Origin of the sequence: Streptomyces avidinii (genome assembly GCF_045161815.1) — a bacterium.
In the GTDB taxonomy this organism is placed as follows: domain Bacteria; phylum Actinomycetota; class Actinomycetes; order Streptomycetales; family Streptomycetaceae; genus Streptomyces; species Streptomyces avidinii.
Map to the genome: position 1 here is coordinate 8980556 of NZ_CP108863.1, position 15690 is coordinate 8996245.

The 15690-nt window shown below is 71.2% G+C and carries 17 protein-coding genes and 2 pseudogenes; 9 read left to right on the forward strand and 10 right to left on the reverse strand.

The features are described 5' to 3' along the window. Window positions 1-49 precede the first annotated feature (49 nt). Together OG373_RS40910 and OG373_RS40915 are read right to left on the reverse strand one after the other, a co-directional pair. Window positions 50-964, reverse strand: a complete 915-nt coding sequence (locus tag OG373_RS40910) for an alpha/beta fold hydrolase (protein ID WP_405435084.1) — start codon at window positions 962-964, stop codon at window positions 50-52. A gap of 369 nt (window positions 965-1333) precedes the next feature. Further along, on the reverse strand, window positions 1334-1975 hold the full coding sequence (locus OG373_RS40915) for a hypothetical protein (RefSeq protein ID WP_405435083.1): 642 nt from the start codon (window positions 1973-1975) through the stop codon (window positions 1334-1336). Window positions 1976-2601: 626 nt separating this feature from the next. Here OG373_RS40915 and OG373_RS40920 point away from each other — a divergent pair. Next, complete coding sequence (locus OG373_RS40920; RefSeq protein WP_405435082.1) at window positions 2602-3018, forward strand: hypothetical protein; 417 nt, start codon at window positions 2602-2604, stop codon at window positions 3016-3018. 446 nt (window positions 3019-3464) lie between these two features. Here the strand turns inward: OG373_RS40920 and OG373_RS40925 are convergent, their stop codons facing one another. From OG373_RS40925 to OG373_RS40935, 3 genes are all read right to left on the reverse strand, one after another. Further along, window positions 3465-3950, reverse strand: a complete 486-nt coding sequence (locus OG373_RS40925) for a hypothetical protein (RefSeq protein ID WP_405435081.1) — start codon at window positions 3948-3950, stop codon at window positions 3465-3467. A gap of 202 nt (window positions 3951-4152) precedes the next feature. Further along, window positions 4153-4299: a hypothetical protein gene (locus OG373_RS40930; RefSeq protein WP_405435080.1), complete on the reverse strand. Its 147-nt coding sequence runs from the start codon at window positions 4297-4299 to the stop codon at window positions 4153-4155. Window positions 4300-4471: 172 nt separating this feature from the next. Further along, window positions 4472-4750: an RICIN domain-containing protein gene (locus OG373_RS40935; RefSeq protein ID WP_405435079.1), complete on the reverse strand. Its 279-nt coding sequence runs from the start codon at window positions 4748-4750 to the stop codon at window positions 4472-4474. 429 nt (window positions 4751-5179) lie between these two features. Here OG373_RS40935 and OG373_RS40940 point away from each other — a divergent pair, with 429 nt between their 5' ends. From OG373_RS40940 to OG373_RS40950, 3 genes are all read left to right on the forward strand, one after another. Next, window positions 5180-5569, forward strand: coding sequence for a hypothetical protein (locus OG373_RS40940; protein WP_405435078.1), 390 nt, complete (start codon window positions 5180-5182; stop codon window positions 5567-5569). Between the two features lie 236 nt (window positions 5570-5805). Continuing rightward, window positions 5806-6096: a hypothetical protein gene (locus tag OG373_RS40945; protein WP_405435077.1), complete on the forward strand. Its 291-nt coding sequence runs from the start codon at window positions 5806-5808 to the stop codon at window positions 6094-6096. 577 nt (window positions 6097-6673) lie between these two features. After that, window positions 6674-7090 (forward strand): hypothetical protein, encoded by a 417-nt coding sequence (locus OG373_RS40950; RefSeq protein ID WP_405435076.1) that lies wholly within the window; start codon window positions 6674-6676, stop codon window positions 7088-7090. A gap of 48 nt (window positions 7091-7138) precedes the next feature. On the opposite strand, the pseudogene OG373_RS40955 reads toward OG373_RS40950, so the two are convergent. After that, window positions 7139-7254 (reverse strand): annotated as a pseudogene (locus OG373_RS40955) (aldo/keto reductase); the annotation flags it as partial. A 134-nt stretch (window positions 7255-7388) separates the two neighbouring features. Between OG373_RS40955 and OG373_RS40960 the strand changes: the two are divergent. After that, window positions 7389-7784, forward strand: a complete 396-nt coding sequence (locus OG373_RS40960) for a hypothetical protein (RefSeq protein ID WP_405435075.1) — start codon at window positions 7389-7391, stop codon at window positions 7782-7784. A gap of 148 nt (window positions 7785-7932) precedes the next feature. On the opposite strand, the gene OG373_RS40965 is transcribed toward OG373_RS40960, so the two are convergent. Together OG373_RS40965 and OG373_RS40970 are read right to left on the reverse strand one after the other, a co-directional pair. Continuing rightward, complete coding sequence (locus OG373_RS40965) at window positions 7933-8451, reverse strand: hypothetical protein (protein ID WP_405435074.1); 519 nt, start codon at window positions 8449-8451, stop codon at window positions 7933-7935. Between the two features lie 510 nt (window positions 8452-8961). Beyond that, window positions 8962-10140, reverse strand: coding sequence for a CapA family protein (locus tag OG373_RS40970; RefSeq protein WP_405435073.1), 1179 nt, complete (start codon window positions 10138-10140; stop codon window positions 8962-8964). Window positions 10141-10318: 178 nt separating this feature from the next. Here OG373_RS40970 and OG373_RS40975 point away from each other — a divergent pair, with 178 nt between their 5' ends. Next, window positions 10319-10759 carry a hypothetical protein gene (locus tag OG373_RS40975; RefSeq protein ID WP_405435072.1) on the forward strand — a complete coding sequence of 147 codons (441 nt, stop codon included), beginning with the start codon at window positions 10319-10321 and terminating at the stop codon, window positions 10757-10759. 636 nt (window positions 10760-11395) lie between these two features. On the opposite strand, the gene OG373_RS40980 is transcribed toward OG373_RS40975, so the two are convergent. Then, window positions 11396-11989, reverse strand: coding sequence for a DUF6461 domain-containing protein (locus tag OG373_RS40980; RefSeq protein ID WP_405435071.1), 594 nt, complete (start codon window positions 11987-11989; stop codon window positions 11396-11398). A 250-nt stretch (window positions 11990-12239) separates the two neighbouring features. Between OG373_RS40980 and OG373_RS40985 the strand changes: the two are divergent. After that, window positions 12240-12504 (forward strand): annotated as a pseudogene (locus OG373_RS40985) (UvrD-helicase domain-containing protein); the annotation flags it as partial. A 316-nt stretch (window positions 12505-12820) separates the two neighbouring features. On the opposite strand, the gene OG373_RS40990 reads toward OG373_RS40985, so the two are convergent. Beyond that, window positions 12821-13354 (reverse strand): MarR family winged helix-turn-helix transcriptional regulator, encoded by a 534-nt coding sequence (locus OG373_RS40990; protein WP_405435070.1) that lies wholly within the window; start codon window positions 13352-13354, stop codon window positions 12821-12823. 240 nt (window positions 13355-13594) lie between these two features. On the opposite strand from OG373_RS40990, the gene OG373_RS40995 reads away from it, so the two are divergent. Together OG373_RS40995 and OG373_RS41000 are read left to right on the forward strand one after the other, a co-directional pair. Further along, entirely contained in the window at window positions 13595-14665 is a 1071-nt protein-coding gene (locus OG373_RS40995) for an alkene reductase (protein ID WP_405435069.1), read from the forward strand. Window positions 14666-14706: 41 nt separating this feature from the next. Further along, window positions 14707-15612: an NADP-dependent oxidoreductase gene (locus OG373_RS41000; RefSeq protein WP_405443889.1), complete on the forward strand. Its 906-nt coding sequence runs from the start codon at window positions 14707-14709 to the stop codon at window positions 15610-15612. Window positions 15613-15690 lie beyond the last annotated feature (78 nt).

Genomic DNA, 15690 nt, shown 5'->3' on the forward strand with positions numbered 1-15690 from the left:
CCTCGGGCCATGCAGGGTCACCACGACCGCCGCACTCGTGATCTCGAGGTCAGCTTCCGGGGGCGCGGGCCTCGTCGTCGATGTCGCTGATCAGCCACGCGAGCATCGCGGGGGTGGCGTCGAAGTGGCCGCCGTGCCCGGCGTCGGCTTGTCTGATCAGAATCGCGGTCGGCATGCGTGCGGCGAGCCACTCGCCGTGCGCAGGGGGCACCAGGGTGTCGAGGCCACCGTGCCAGATACGCGTCGGAACTGTGATGTCTGCCGGGTTGAACCCCCATTCCGTGCCGAAAATGGCGGTGACGTCGTCCACCCAGCCGTCCAGCCCCGGCCGGACCGCCTCGGCGAACGCCGGGCCCATCATCGCGCTGATCTCCGGTCGGGAAAGGACCGCCTGTTCGATCTCCGGCAGCGTCGGGAAATCGGCCGTTCCGAGACTCGCCAGGTGTTCCGTGACGTCTTGCCTCCCGGTCAACGCCACGGCGGCGCTGCGGCGGTTTCCTTCGCTCATGCCGGCGGTCCGGTCCAGCCCGGCCGCGTCACGCGGCGCCGGGCTCGCCAGCGCCCCCAGCCGTGTCACCCGTCCGGGATACCGGGCAGCGAAAGCCATGGCATGCGGACCGCCCCCGGACACCCCGAACACCGCGAAGCGGTGCACGCCGAGTGCGGCGGTGACGGCGGCGACATCAGCGGCGGCATCGATGACCCGACGCCCCGGCTTAGGTGTGGAGCCCCCGAACCCGGGCCGGTCATATGTGATCAGCCGGACGCCGAGCCCGTGGAACAGGGAATCGTCCGGGTAGCGGGAGAGTCGGCTCATCGGGGTGCCGTGTAGGTAGACGACCGGTATCCCGGTGGGGTCGCCCCATTCCTCCACCGCCAACGTCCGACCGTCGTCGGCGATCAACTCGCGCATGGCGGCAAAGCCAGCCGCGGCACTGATCGACGGCCAAGGCTTTTCATCCACAGCACAACATCGGTGTGAGTGGGGGGGGGAGAGAGAGAAGGCCCGGGTGGTGTGCGCCGAGCTCCCCGAGCCGGCGCCGCTGTTCGTCGCCCAGCCGGTTCCGGTCCCGCCGTTGGGTGGCGAGCCACCGTCGACGTCCTTGCCGTGCCGGGTGATACCGGCGACGATCGCGGTCAGGCGGGTGCCTTCGCCGAGGAGTTGGGCGAGGTGGACGTAGTGCCGCTGCCGGTCGACCGTCCACCTGAGTGTTCCCGGGTTCCAGTCGGGGGCGATGGCGGCGGGCGCGGCGGCCCGCCGGCGGGCCCGGCCCTGGTGAATGCCGACCGCCGCACGCGCACCCAGGAGTGGCAGCGGAGCTGCAGGATCCGGTCAGCTTCCGCCGCCGGTCGAGCCGCCGTGGCCTACGACGATCCGGGACTGCACGCGGCGTTGGACGACCAGGTCCACCTGGACGGCGGCGGGGGCGAGTGTCTGTTGCAGTTGCCGGTAGAGGGGCGTGGTGTCGGTTGTCCACGGGAGGAGTGGCATGGGCCGGATCAGGCGGCCGTTCTTCAGGAGCACGTACAGGGTGATCTTGGCGGACACCGGCTTCCGGTCCCTCTCGTGCGACTCGATGATGGAGTGGTCGATCCAGATCTGCTGTACGTCGGTGAGCGGCCTCGGCCGGTCCGTGCGGGAGCCCCGAACGAGGGTCATGGTGTCCGGGGCGGCCGCGGGCGAGAACCGCAACCGGGTCACATGCCGGAAGGCCCCGTACAAGATCACGAACGTGTTGACGACGAGTCCCACCGCGGCGGCGATCCCGACCACAGCCCAGATCCGGCCGGGCCCCTGACCGAGGATCACCGCCATGACCGCATAGACCGGGGTGCCGTAGAGGGCGCCGGCCGCGAGCGACCCGATTACCTCCCCGGGCCAACGCCTGGCGGCGAACACGAGCGGCCCGACCTCCTCGCGAAGCACCACGTCGACCACGTCGGGGTTCGAACGGTCGATCCGCACGCTGTTCATGACACGACGTTAGGACGGCGTCACTGGTTGGGGAAGAGCGTGTGAGGCGCCAGGCGGCCCGGACACGATGCGCGGCCCTGCTCGGACGGCGGCCGCCAGGACGAAGTCACCGCCACCGGACGGACGATGTGGCGTCGGCCAGGGTCGCACCTTCGGGGACGCTTCGTAGCCGACGATCGCGTCCGAGACGCCCGTGAAGTCGACCCCACGCGTGTGGGGACGGTCTGTGCTCACGGTGTTTGGCTCTGCTCACGGTTTGCGAAGCGCGTTGTTCACGGGTTTGGCAGGCGCCCAGATCCACGGTCCCGCTGGGCCGTCTCTTTCGGATCTTGTCGGCCGAGCCCGCGGTGTCCGGCGGCATGGGGTCTTCCCAGGCCCGCAGGGCCGAGGGGAAGGATCGCAAGGCGGAGGGTCGTCCTGGTACTGGACGTACCGGGGCGGGCCCGACAACGCGGCGAGGTGCGGTGCCGGGCGTCGCGGGCCCGGCAGGATCCGAAAGAGACGGCCTGGTTCGCTCACCCACACCCCTCGTGCGCTACAGCGGCCGGCAGGGCGGCTGACCGGCCAGATCGGCCACCACGAATCCGCTTGGGACCGCCTGCGGACGACGCGTACTCTGTCGAGCCATGTGCTACCACGCGTTCAACGGCGCCTTCCGGCGCTACGTGTGCGTCGCGTGCCGGCTCGCCTTCAAAGGCAGCACGTGGCCGATCCGGAAGCGTATCTGTACCAGTTGTCGTGAGCAGCTCGCCTTCGCCGGCTACGACTTCGCCGCGCCCCGACGACGTGACACGAAGGCATGGTCCGTCGTTGCGGCCGTGCTCGCAGAGGGACTGACCTACGATCACCGCCCGGGCTGCGGCTGCTCGCGGCTCCCCTCGTTCCGGCCCCGGACCCAAGCGCAGGTGCGTGTCCGGCGACGCGCGGCCGAGCGGCTGGGCCTGCCTCTGTCGGTGACCCTCGCCCGCCGCGACGCCTTCACCCCGGAGAGCCGCGACGAGCAACCATCCTCGCCATCGGCCGGGAAGCGCGACGCTACCTGAGCGTCGTGCCTACGACGGTGCGGCCGGGACTGCCCTGGTCCGGCCACTGATGCTCCTGGCCCGCCTGCCCGGTCCTACGGTGTTCACCGCCCGCGTGCGGTCTGGCTCCTTCCAAGGCACGGCCGCGCCGACGACCCTGGACGCCGGCGGTTCGGCACCGACCACCGGTGGACCGCGTACGACCCCATGGTTCTGGCCGAGCGGATTGCCCGCGACATCAAGCGGCTGAGGCCGCGGCTCGCCGGTCTGCAGCGAAGGAGCCGACGCATGTCGGCGTACCCCCTGATGTCGAGTCGTACGCCGACACCGGCCTTCGGGGCAGCCTTGCGGGGCCCGCGCGGCCTCTTCCGGTGCCGATCCAAGTTCGCCCGGCCGGCGCTGTTGCCCGTCGTCGAGCCGGTGATGGTTCGCGGCCGACCCGTTGCGCCGACTGGTGACTCTGAACCTCACAGATTGGCGCCGGCGGCGCACCGCCTGCGGCTGCTGTGCGTGGCGGAGAGGGTGGCGATGGTCCAGGCCGCCACCCACACGGCGCCGACGAGCAATGCCGCGAGCGCGGTGGGCATGTGGGGAGGGGCGGCGCCCAGGCCCGGTGCCAGGCCCGCCGCGCGGGCGCCGAAGCCGAGCACGCCCGCTCCCACCATCGTGATGCCCGCCCAGGAGACGACGAGCGCCGGCCAGCGGACGAGCGGGGTCCGCGGCAGGCGGACGAGGAGCAGCGCAACGACGGCCATCAGCAGGCCGAGAGCCGCGTTGGCCAGTTGGGCGGTCTCGACGTCGGCGACGGCGGCGTAGGCCTCAGCCGGCGCGGGGAAGCCCGGCATGCCCAGCTCGCCCTCCCGCGCCAGGTCCACCTTGCTGACGGTGTAGGCGAGGGCGCCGAAGCAGGCGGTGAGGGCTGCGGCCAGGTGCTTCTTGCGGGATCGGGGCATGGGTTCATCCTGCGGTGAGCAGCGGCCGGGCCACCTCCTCCGCTCGTACCGACTCCCTCCCCCGCCTGGGGGAGGGAGTCTGGCTCTGACCCACCTGGCCGACTGCTCCCAACGCTCCCAGGCGCCGCTATTTCTCATCGAGATTTCCGGGCCTCTCGAGCGAGAGCCGATTCCAGGAATTACCGACATCCGCTCTTCGTTCTCACCGTAGCCCGCCGCGGACCGGCTTGTTCTGGTCCACCGTGGTGAAGCCGATACCGGCCGGGAAGACGTGCTCCTCCAGCACCTCGCCGCTCGTGGTCGAGGCGGCGTCCATCCGCCAGCCCCCGAACCCTGGGTGACCTGCCACAGCACCGGAGTGTCCCGCGCAGCCTTCGCCTGGCAGGCACCCCCGGGCAGTTCCCGGCCGATCGCCGGCGCCGTCCAGGACGCCTCGTCCAGCTCGGGGTCGTTCACCAGCGGCGCCCAGGCACCGACGGCTGCACCTTTGGAGTCGGCCGCCAGAATCAGGTCACGGCCCATCAGAGCGATCGCCGACCCCGAACCCAGGTGTGCAGGACCTGGCAGCGGCGCACGTAGTCGGGGTAGTCCTCGTACGCGCCCTCCCGCGGGGTCCACCACTGCAGACCACACCGCTCCTCGTCCTCACCCCTCGCCGGCCGAAGACGCAACCCGGTACCGGTGGACAGGTCGTCCGCCGTCAGACGCAGCCCCGTCGTGGCATGCCGGATACGCGTCTGCCGGGAGTCGTAGCGGTCCGGATACCAGCGCTGCTCATCACCATCCCGGTCCGGGGCCACCCGACCGGCATCCCTCCGCGACCCCGCCGGCCACCATCCCGGTCACGGTCGAACGGTCCATCACACACAGAGCGAAACGGCCCGAAGGTCAAACGGAATCCATGAGCGAACCCTTCCACGGCCCCGACACAAGCCGACAGCGGCGAATACGCCAGGACAGCCGAGTCCGATCGCGGGGCCCGGTACCCAACCGCGCTTGTAGTTGGGCCCTTCCGGGTGTGGGTGCGAGGGGGGACGGGGCAAGGCCGCAGGCACGATCCGGCCGGGCTGTCGGCAGGGACGTGTCGGAGAGGGTGGTGTGCTGGTCGGCGGTAGCGAGCCGGGTCCGGTGTATTTCGATGTGGGGAGTGGTTCGGACGTGCCGACGACCTCGCACTGGTCGGCCTACGACGGCCGGGCCCGCCGGCCCCGCGCGGAGGCCGCCGGGCGGTGTGCGGATGGCGCGGCGCCGCGGAGTACCCGCTGGACTGGGACACGATCGGCGATCGGCCGCTGTACGAGGCGGACGTGGACCTCGGGGGACCGCTCGCGGACTGGACCGCGCACCTGTCCGTCGTCCGCGACAACGCGGTACTGCTGCCCGAACGGCTGGCCGAGCTCCTGGTCGAGATGGCCGGGCAGCTGAACACCACGGCTGCGGACGCGCCGTTGGCCGCGCTGCACGCCGCGGGTGTGCTGGAGCGGATCGCGGCCAGGGTGGGCCGGGAGACAGCGGGCGTGCTGTGCGACGACGGTATGTCGGCCGAAGCGGTGGCCACCGCGCTCGGGATCACCCGCTCCAAGGCCCTGGTCCTGCTCCTGGCCGACCAGGACGGGTAGCCGGTTCGGCGTCTCGATGGGCACGATCCGGTGGGCTGTGAAGCGGTTACTGGATCTTGGCGTGGTGGAAGCGCGCGGTACGGGCTCGGCTGTTCGGTACTTCATCGCGGCCGCTGAACAGTCGTGCGGGGGAGGGCCCCGGTCCGGCGGATCGGGGGCTTCCTGCTGCTCGGCGTGCGGGTCCGACACGCTTTCGCGTCCAGCCGCGGCTCACCTGCCCGTCCTACTCTTCAAGCATGGCTCTGTGGATGGCCTGGGCAGTGATGTCGGTCGCCTCGGCGGGTGGAGAAATGGACGATGTTGAGGGAGCTGTGGCCGCTCTCGACAGGTCGGTGCAGCGGATTCTGGACCGGGACCCGGCCATGACGGGCAGGCCGGCGACGGCGCTGCGTGCGTCGGCGCGCGACATTCGCACGCGGATGCTCGGTGAGGGGCGGGCGGCCGTTGAGCAGGGAGAGCGCTGGTTGGCCGAGGTGGGAGGGGTGAGAGTGCTCCTCGTCCCTCGGGACGACGAGTCCCTCGCCTGAATCTGCCCGGATGCGCCGGTCCTGTCCGGCGGCAGGGTCCTCAGCAAGAAAGCCCCCTTGATGAGGGGGCTTCTCGTATCCCTGGGCGGGGGAGCTGAGCACGAGATCCAGGTCGTGGAACCTCCATCAACTCGCCATCTTTGCATTCGGATTGCGGCCGCTCGCCGAACCTCACAGCCAGCCCCGGCCGAAGCTGCCGTCCCCGCCCACCGGCAGCCAGGAAGCGGGGCGCGGGCGCTGACAGGGTGTTCGGCTTTGGGCGGGAGCGGCTGTTCCAGAATTCTGGAACAGCCGCCCGGCCGAGTCCACGCCCGGCTCGGCCGGAGCGGCGCTGTACGGGACACCCCTCCATGCGGGCGAAATGCCCAGTGCTGAGCCGTATGCAACACCCTTCAGATGCGTACACGGGCCCGGGGTCCCGACTGTGGGCCGGGATCCGGTGGCGTGGCCTGACGGGTCGGCAGGGATCACGACTCCGTATCTGATTGGAAAACGGAAGGGGAGAGTCCTTTTTGTGTGGTCGGGAGCCGGTAGCGTACGCGCGTTCGATCATGTCCACGTCCCCAAGGAACCCTCCATGGCCACGCCTTCTGCGCCGCAGACCCCCGAGCAGCCCGCCGCTCCCGGCCCGGTCGACGTCCCCGTCGCGCCGTCCGAGCCCGCGAAGAAGAAGGGCGGCCTGGGCAAGAAGATCCTCGGCGTCATCGTGGCGATCGCGGTCGTACTGTTCTGGCGTCTGGGCCTTCCCTACCTGACGGGCGAGGCCCCGGTGCACGCGAAGGCCGGCGACTGCGTCGTCGTCACCGGCCCGGAGAACGACCCCAAGGTCGAGAACAAGGGCTGCACCGAGAAGGTGGCCGACCTTTACAAGGTCGTCAAGGTCGTCGACAACACCTTCGACATCGACAAGTGCGAGGGCGTGGCCGAGGTCGCTCTCGCGCAGCAGCTCGACGCGGACAAGTTCGTCCTCTGCATGGAGCCCGTCAAGAACTGACGCCCTACCTGCGGCGTCCCCGCGGGCCGTCAGGCGGTGCCCGTGCAGCGAGTCCGGCAGTGCGAGGTCGTCTCCGGACAGCCGCAGCGCCCCACCACCACGTTCGCCGCCAGAGGCTCCGGGTCGCCCGTGCCCGGGATGGCCAGGACGTGCGGGTCCGGGTGCCTGGAGGACGAGCCGGCGGATCGCGGAGGCCCTGCCGCGCCGCGGAGGGGAGCTGCAGGTGCGAGCCGCCTACCGAAGGTGGCATGTCACCCGGTTCGGAGGCCTCGTGGGGAGCCTTGCGCACGGTGCCGACGTGAGGCGAGACGGCTGCTCCCTGCAGGGCATCGTGCGCCATCCCTACGAGCCGTGGTCGGTGCGGTACACGCAGCACGAGCGCGGTTACACGGGCGGCCAGGTCATTGTGCTGAAGGCACTCCTCGACCGGCTCACCGAGGCGAAGGCGCTGGACCGGCTCGGTGAGCCCGAGTGGCTGGGTGCGGCGGCTGCCAAGCTGTCGTCGTACACCTCGTGGTACGCGCCCAAGGGCACCCGTCTGGTAACGGAGACCTGCAGAGTCTCGGCGTCTGAGCAGAAACCCAGGGCGCGGTCTACTTCGTCATGCCGGACGGTGAGGTGTGGTTCGCCAACTCGGGTGTCGACATTTGGCTTGACGCCAGGCCGCCTCGTCGAGGCGACCCTCGCCCCCTGACGCCGCCGTCCGCGCCTGCGTCCCGGGTCCGCCCGTTCCCGTTCCACCACCACACCGGCCGCCGCGCCCCGCCGGCGGGCATGCTCGCCAGCGGCACCCGCAGCGACGACTGACGCCGGCTTGGGCGAGTGCGGTGAGTCGCCGGATATCAGTCGCCTCCACCGCCACCGCAGGAGGAGCCGCCACCGCAGGACGCATCGTTGCCACAGGAGAAGCTGACGTCGTCGTTCTTCCGCGAGCGGGAACGTTGTTGACGCTGCGCCGGCCTGCCGCCGAATGCGCCGCCGCGCCAGGCCTGGAAGAGCCCCCAGGCGAGACCGATCCCCACGACTACCAGGTATTCCATTTCCACTGCCCCCCGTTCCTTCCATTCTCGCCTGCGCCGGTTCGCTCGGCCTCGGTCACCGCCCTGAAAGGCCCACAGCACGAACGCCACCGCGTACAGCACGACGGTCGCCAGGCGCGCGTACACCAGGGCCACGAAGACGCCACCCCGCCCAGGACCATGCCGCGGGCCGTTGCGCCTGTGCGCGATGGCGGCCATTGGGCTCGGTGCTCGGCGGCCGTCCGGCGACGGCAGCAAGGCGTCGTCGGCGCTGAGGAGTACTTTCCGGTCCTTCTCAGGTATCTCCGGATCGACGACGGCGCGGTTCTCGGCCTTCGGCATTCTTCCCCCCAGGTCTGTGCCTAGCGTGATCATAAAGACGGTGCGGCGTCTTCCCAGGGGCGGCACCGCACCGCGGCCGACTTCGCCGTCACACAGGCCGGGTCCTGACAGCCGTGGGACGAGATCACCTCCGCATACCGCCGGTTGGAGAAGCTCGGCCGGCCGAGCGTCGGCAGGTACGGCCTGACCGTGACATCAGGTGGCATCGCGGTGCGGGTGGACTCTCCCGCGATCACGGTGGGCGCCCGCTGATCTCGGGAGACCGCAGAGCGCTTCCCCGGTGCTGCAGGCGACCGCACTCGGCATGAGCGAGCCGACGGCCCGCCGCCGGTTTCGGCGAAGAACGGGAGCACCGGGGCTTGCTGCCGTGGAAGGCACTCACGGCGCCGGCCGAGGAGCAGAAGCCCGCGAAGGACGGCCCGTAGTACCCGCGACGTGCTGGTCCGGTGGGTGGCACCCGAGAGGCCGTCGCTGCGCCTGACGCGGGATGCAGATCTTAGGCCACTGAGGTCACACCCCGTGTCTCCCCCAGGAGAGGGTGAGCGCTCCGTCGCCGCCGACGGTGAGCGTCGCGGAGAAGGGGTCGCCGTGCTGGGTGAGGGCGGCGTGCAGCCAGTGGGCGTCGGCGGGGCGGGCTCGATGCAGCGTGAGGCGGCGGGCCTGGAATGGGGTCAGGCGCAGTCCTCGCAGTGCCCCCGTGTCCTTGTCGAGGCGGGCGGTGTAGAGGAGACGGAGGTCGTCGCGGTACTGCTCGTGACCGGTGATCCCTTCGTAGTCGTCGATCAGGTCTCCGCAGCCGTAGAGGATCAACCGGCCGCGATAGACCTCCAAGGGGCGGGGGTGGTGCGAGGAGTGGCCGTGGACGAGGTCCACGCCGCCGTCGACGAGGTCGTGGGCGAAGCGGATGTGCTCGGACGGGACCCGGTAGCCCCAGTTGGAACCCCAGTGGATCGAGACGGCCACCAGGTCGCCGGTCCGGCGGGCATCCCGTATACGGGCGACCAGGTCGGCCGCGGCGGCCGGCGAGGGTGCGGAGGCGAGGGCGATGCCACTGCGGTCCGGGGTGGCCGCCCAGTCGAGCGGGATGCCGCTCGAGGGGAGTCCGACCGAGAACACGAGGAGGCGCGGCCCGTGACGGGACGCGGGCCCCCCGCGGGACGAAGGAGGCTGCAGTGCCACCCGTGCCGGCCGCCACGCCTCGGCGGCATCGCCGCCCGCACCGGCGGTGCGCAGCCCGGCAGCGTGGAGGCTGTCGAGGGTCTCGGCCAGCCCGTCGCGGCCGAAGTCGAGGACGTGGTTGTTGGCCAGTACGCAGACGTCGGGCCGGGCGGCGGTCAGGCACGGCAGGTTCGCCGGATTCATGCGGTAGTGGACGCTCTTCCCGGGGGCGAAGCTCTCCGCCCGGGTCACGCTGGTCTCCAGGTTCAGCACCCAGGCGTCCGGCCCGGTGGCCCGAAGTTCCTCCGGCAGGTCGCCCCACGGCCGGTCGTAGCCGGTGGGCCGTGGTACCGGTCCGTTCGCAGCCTCGGCCATCTCGACGTACGCGCGTGCGTCCGTCACCCACGGCTCGGCGAGCAGCGGGTCGCCCGGGTGCGGCAGCACCTGGTCGACGCCCCGGCCGAGCATCACGTCGCCGGCGAGGCAGACGGTGACCTCGCGGTCCGCCGCGGGGCTGCCGCTCGCTCCCACTCCTCCACAGTAGGCCCGGCCCCCCTTCCAGCGGCTGACGCACTGGGCAGCCCCCGGCGCGAAGGGCCGGGGCGGGATGGGCCGGGGCGGGATGGGGACGGGAAGCGCGCCCCGCCGACGCCCGGCGCTGTGCTGGCCCTGGTGCGCGGGGTGGTGGCCGGGCAGGTAGTTTGCTCTGGTGAGTCTTCTTGATGATGTGGCCGAGCGCGACGGCTGGCAGTGCTGGGTGTGTGACGAACCGGTCGACCCCGACGAGTCGGTGAACGACCCGCGGGGGCCCAGTGTCGACAGCCGGACCGCCGACCGGAAGGCCAAGGTCGCCGAGCGGCTCGCGCACCGCGGGTGCAACACGCGCAAGGGCGCGGTCAAGGTGGTCATCGCCTGGCCGGAGCGCCTGTATGTGGTCGAACCCGCGCCGCTGATCGCCGTTGCCGAGAGGCTGGAGCGCAAGGGCGGCCGCGAGGTGGTGGGCCGTTGTCCGACCAGGAAGGACGCCCAGGAAGCGGCGGATTGGCTGGTGGACCGCTTCTCCCGACTGGTACCGGGGTTGCCGGTGACCGCCGGCATCGAGGCGGGCGGTGGCCAGTTCCTCGTCATCCTGGCCACTGGCCGCCGCTGACAGCGGATCTCCAGGCGCACACTCGCGTCGAGGTGGCGGCTGGCCGGTGTACTTCGATGTGGGGAGAGGTTCTGACGTGCCGTCGACCGCGCACTGGTCGGCTACGACGGCCGGGTCGGCCGCCCGCGCGCGGAGGCGTTGCGGGCGGTGTGCGCGTGTGGATGGCGCGGCGCCGCGGAGTCGCCGCGGAGTACCTCCTGGACTGGGACGCGATCGGCGACCGGCCCCTGTACGAAGCGGACGTGGACCTGGGCCGGGCTGCGGGGGAGGTTCGGCAGGGGGCCCGGCCGGGGCTTGGGGGCGGTAACCCGAGTACGCACCGACGTGGCGACCCGCAGGCCCGCAGGCCCGCAGGCCCGCAGGCTCGCCGGCCCGCACCGGAGTATGGGGGACGTCGGGACCCGCCTGATCCTCGGATGCGAACGCGGCACCGTCGTGCGCTGCGAGGGCGATCAGCTCGTTGCCGACCTGGACCCCTCCCTGTTCGGGCAAGGCGAACGCAGCTTCAGCCACCAGGAACTCGCCGAGCAGGCCACCGCCCGGCCTATCGTCTACCAGCGCCCGCTCTTCCCGACCCAGCCCTTCACCGTGCCCCCGCTCCCACCACACATCGTGGCCTCGAACTGTGGTTGTCACTCAGCGGATGAGGAAGGCGGGCAGGCGCTGTCCCACTACTGCGTCGCGGGGCAGGACGAGACCGAATCGGCTCTCTATGAGCGCCAGTGCGAGGCGGTCGCGGTCACGGTAGGACTCGCTTTCCGGTCGTGCGTACTCGCCGTCCGGGTGCAGCACACCGGCCCCTATCAGCTGTGGCAGCAGAAGGTCCGGCTGATCACCCCATCGCCAGACTTCTTCGCCGATGCCAAAACTGCAGACGTCCGCGCCGTCCTTGGCGTAGGAGAACATCGCCGGCGGATGGTCCGGGGAGGGGGCCAGGTGTATGGCCTCCACTCCGTTCCGAGAAATCTGGGCCAGCCTCTCGGCCCCCTCGCCCATCCCGTATTCAATAGCGAAGGACCAGCCGCCGCAGTCGCCGACCCGCACCACGTCATCGTCGTCCGTCGCGAGGTCCAGGACTATGTTCCATGCCTCGGTGTCGGTGATCGGTGACAAATGCGGATCCCGGCGCGCCACCCATCCGCACGGCCAGCTCCTGCGGGTCGATGCCTCGCGCGAAGACCACGCGGTGCTGCCATTCGTCCTGATCCACCAGCCACTGAATGCCGTCACCCATGTCGCCTGCCCCCTCTCACGGGCACAGGCGGACCCTCCATCCGTGCCCAGCGCAGTGATCACCCTGGTCACCGGAGCCGACAGGGCCTCCTGGGCTGGACTGGTCCCGCGCCCGCCCCGGCCCCGCTTCGAGCCGCCACTCCCCGCACCCGCGGCGCCCGCCGCCGTACCCGCTGCTGCTGCGCCGCGGGGGGAGGCCGCCGACCTGTGGGCTGCGCCCGCGAATACGGACGCGAAGCTCCTGGGGCCCTTCCTCCTACTGGACGAGGCGCAGGACACCAACCCCGTCGTCGAGCAGGTCTTCACGGCCCAGCGCGGACACGCCCATCATGGTCGGAGACTCCGCCCGGGCCATCTACGGCCGGCGCGGCGCCACCGACGTCATGACCCGCTTCGACGGCATCCCCCTGGCCCTGACGCAGTCCTTCCGCTTCGGCCCGCACCTCGCCCGCGAAGCCAACCGATGGCTCGCCCTCGCCGGAGCACCCATCCGCCTCCAGGGCACGGAATCAGGTGGCGGATCTCGTTGACGGTCAGCTTGATCAGGGTTTTTCCGTCGCCGCCGCCGGGTTGCTCGGCGACGGCGCCGTCCAGGTCGCGCGCCGGCCGATGCGTGCGCAGACACCGGGTGCCCAGGACCTTCGGCGGCGCTGCACCCCGCGGCCCGGGCCGTCTCTTTCGGATCTTGTCGGCCGAGTCCGCGGCGTCCGGTGCCGTGCCCGGCAAGGCGGAGGGGCGCCCGTGCACTGGACGTACTCGGGCGCCCCGACAACGCGGCCGGGTGCGGCACCGGACGCCGCGGGCCCGGCAAGACCCGAAAGAGACGGCCTAGTGCCCCGTGTCCGGCTCCGTGGGCCGCGCGTCGGCGCGTACGAGGTTCTGTTCCAGGCGTTCCAGGACGGCGAGGGCATCGGCGCGCTCGTCGTCCGAGAAGCCGGTGGCCGAGATGTCCTCGAGTTGGGTCCAGATCCGCTCCACCTCCCGGCGCAGGGCGTGGCTGGCCGCTGTCGGTTCGATGAGCGAGGCGCGCTTGTCGGTGGGCGAGGGGCGGCGGCGGACGAAGCCTGCCTGTTCGAGGCGACGGACCGTACGGGTCATCGTGGCGGCGTCGGAGTCCATCAGGCGTACCAGGTCGATCTGGCGCTGGGGACCGAGTTCCCAGAGGTGCATCATGACCAGTTCCTGGCCCGGGTGCAGGCCGATGCGGCGCAGGAGCTGTCCCGCGAACATGCGGTGCAGCCGGGCCAGCCGGAAGATCGCATGACTGATCGGTCCGCCTGCGGCCGCACCGGGGACCGGCACGGTGGCTTCCCGTTCCGTCGCTCCTGAACCCCGCTCGGCCTCGGATGTGGACTCGGCCATCTCTTCCCCACTCTCCTGTTTGGACAGGAGAACTCTACCTTCATCCAGGCCCATCAGTAGTGGTTCCGCTCGTCAGATGACGCATATGGACAGGTCGATGGGCTGCGCACCTCACTTGCCAGGCGGCGGAAAGCAGGTTTACTGTTCAGACAGGTAATTTACTTGTTCGGACAGTAAACAGCTCGCGTGGGCCACGAAACGCCCGGCCCGCAGAGCGCCACCCATCCCGAGGGAGCGACCATGACCACTGCTTTCGATCCGATCGTCCTGGGCGGCACGCGCCTCGCGAACCGAGTCGTGATGGCGCCGATGACACGTAGCCGTGCCCACGGCCCGGGCGCGGAGCCGACCGAGCTGATGGCGACCTACTACGCGCAGCGGGCCGGCGCCGGGCTGATCGTCACCGAGGGCGTCCAGCCCTCACCCGTCGGCCAGGGCTACCCCGACACCCCCGGCCTGCACACGCCGGGCCAGGTGCGGGCCTGGCGGACGGTGACCGACGCCGTGCACCGCGAGGGAGGGGTGATCTTCGCGCAGCTGATGCACACCGGGCGGATCGGTCACCCCAGCCTGCTGCCCGACGGACTGACACCGGTGGGGCCCTCGGCGGTCGCCGCCCGGGGACGGGTCTACACCCACCGGGGTCCGCAGGAATTCGTCACGCCGAAGGAGCTGAGCGAGGCGGAGATCCGGCAGACCGTCGCCGACTTCGCGACCGCGGCGCACCACGCCGTCGAGGCCGGATTCGACGGTGTGGAGATCCACGGCGCCAACGGCTACCTGATCCACCAGTTCCTCGCGGACAACACCAACCACCGCACCGACGCCTGGGGCGGCTCCGCCGAAGGCCGGATCCGCTTCGCCGTCGACGTCGTCACGGCCGTGGCCGAGGCGATCGGCGCTCGGCGGGTCGGTCTGCGGATCTCGCCCGGAAACCGCTACAACGACATCGTCGAGGACAACCCGGGCGAGGTCTACGGGGAACTGCTGGACCGGCTCGCAGGTCTGGATCTTGCCTATCTGCACCTGATGGAGGGCCCCGACTCCGGACTGACCTCGCAACTGCGCAAGGAATGGCCCGGCACGTTCGTCCTCAACCCGTTCACCCACCCCGACGTCACCGGCCTCGACGCGCTCGAGCTGATCGAGGACGGGAGCGCGGACATGGTGGCCTACGGGGCACTGTTCCTCGCCAACCCCGACCTGCCCCGGCGCCTCGCCGCCCGGGGCCCGTTCAACGCCCCGGACCAGGCCACCTTCTACGGCGGCGACCACCGCGGCTACACCGACTACCCCACCCTCACCGCTTGAGCGGCGGCCCCGCCGACGGGGCCCTCACCTGGGAGTTCCTGATGTCCAAAGCGATCACCTTCTCCGAGTACGGCACCCCCGAGGTGCTGCGGCTGTCGGAGGTCACCGCACCGGAGCCCGGCCCGGGCCAGGTCCGGATCCGAGTACGGGCCGCCTCCGTGAACCCGCTCGACATGAAGATCCGCTCCGGCCTGATGGCCGGCGCCGTCCCGGCGCGCTTCCCCGTGATCCCCGGACTGGACGCGGCCGGTGTCGTCGACGCGGTCGGCGAGGGAGCCGACGCGGCCGTGGGCGACGAGGTCCTCGGCGCCACCGCGGGCGGCAGCTACAGAGAGTACGCACTGCTGGAGCGGCCGGTCGCCAAGCCCGCAGCGCTGTCCTGGGAGGTCGCGGCATCGCTGGTGACCGTCGGCCGGACCGCGTTCCGCGTCCTCGCCCAGCTGGGCGTGCGCAAGGGGCAGACCCTGCTCGTCCACGGCGCCGGCGGCAGCGTGGGCGTCATCGCGGCGCAGCTGGCCGTCACCCGCGGCATCACCGTCATCACAACGGTCGGCGAACACGACATCGAGCGGGTCACCGCCCTCGGAGCCACCGCCGTCCGCTACGGCGACGGCTGGGTGCAGCGGGTGAGGGCCGCGGCGCCCCAGGGAGTCGACTTCGTCCTCGACGCCTCCGGCGCCGGTGTCCTCGCCGACTCCGTCGCCCTGACCGGCGACAGCGCACACGTCATCACCATCGCCGACATGTCCGCCGCACAGCACGGCGTCCGCTTCAGCGCCGGCAGCGCCGACCAGGCCGAGGACGCTCTGCCGCAGCTGGTCGAACTGGCCGCCGACGGCATGCTCACCCTGCCCGTCTGGCGGACCTATCCGCTCGAGGAGGCCGCTGCCGCACACACCGACCTGGAAGCCCACCGCAACCGGGGCAAGGCCGTCCTGCTGCCCTGACCTCCCACCTCCCACCTCCCACTTCCATGCCGCCGCCTCGTGCTGCTTACGCGGGCGAGGCGGCCCCGGGGCCGCAGC

What these genes read in the sequence shown, in the direction of transcription:
- OG373_RS40915 (WP_405435083.1), bottom strand. Translation starts at nt 1,975, where the DNA reads ATGAACAGCGTGCGGATCGACCGTTCGAACCCCGACGTGGTCGACGTG.
- OG373_RS40920 (WP_405435082.1), top strand. Translation starts at nt 2,602, where the DNA reads ATGTGCTACCACGCGTTCAACGGCGCCTTCCGGCGCTACGTGTGCGTC.
- OG373_RS40925 (WP_405435081.1), bottom strand. Translation starts at nt 3,950, where the DNA reads ATGCCCCGATCCCGCAAGAAGCACCTGGCCGCAGCCCTCACCGCCTGC.
- OG373_RS40945 (WP_405435077.1), top strand. Translation starts at nt 5,806, where the DNA reads ATGGCTCTGTGGATGGCCTGGGCAGTGATGTCGGTCGCCTCGGCGGGT.
- OG373_RS40950 (WP_405435076.1), top strand. Translation starts at nt 6,674, where the DNA reads ATGGCCACGCCTTCTGCGCCGCAGACCCCCGAGCAGCCCGCCGCTCCC.
- OG373_RS40965 (WP_405435074.1), bottom strand. Translation starts at nt 8,451, where the DNA reads ATGCCGAAGGCCGAGAACCGCGCCGTCGTCGATCCGGAGATACCTGAG.
- OG373_RS40990 (WP_405435070.1), bottom strand. Translation starts at nt 13,354, where the DNA reads ATGGCCGAGTCCACATCCGAGGCCGAGCGGGGTTCAGGAGCGACGGAA.
- OG373_RS40995 (WP_405435069.1), top strand. Translation starts at nt 13,595, where the DNA reads ATGACCACTGCTTTCGATCCGATCGTCCTGGGCGGCACGCGCCTCGCG.
- OG373_RS41000 (WP_405443889.1), top strand. Translation starts at nt 14,707, where the DNA reads ATGTCCAAAGCGATCACCTTCTCCGAGTACGGCACCCCCGAGGTGCTG.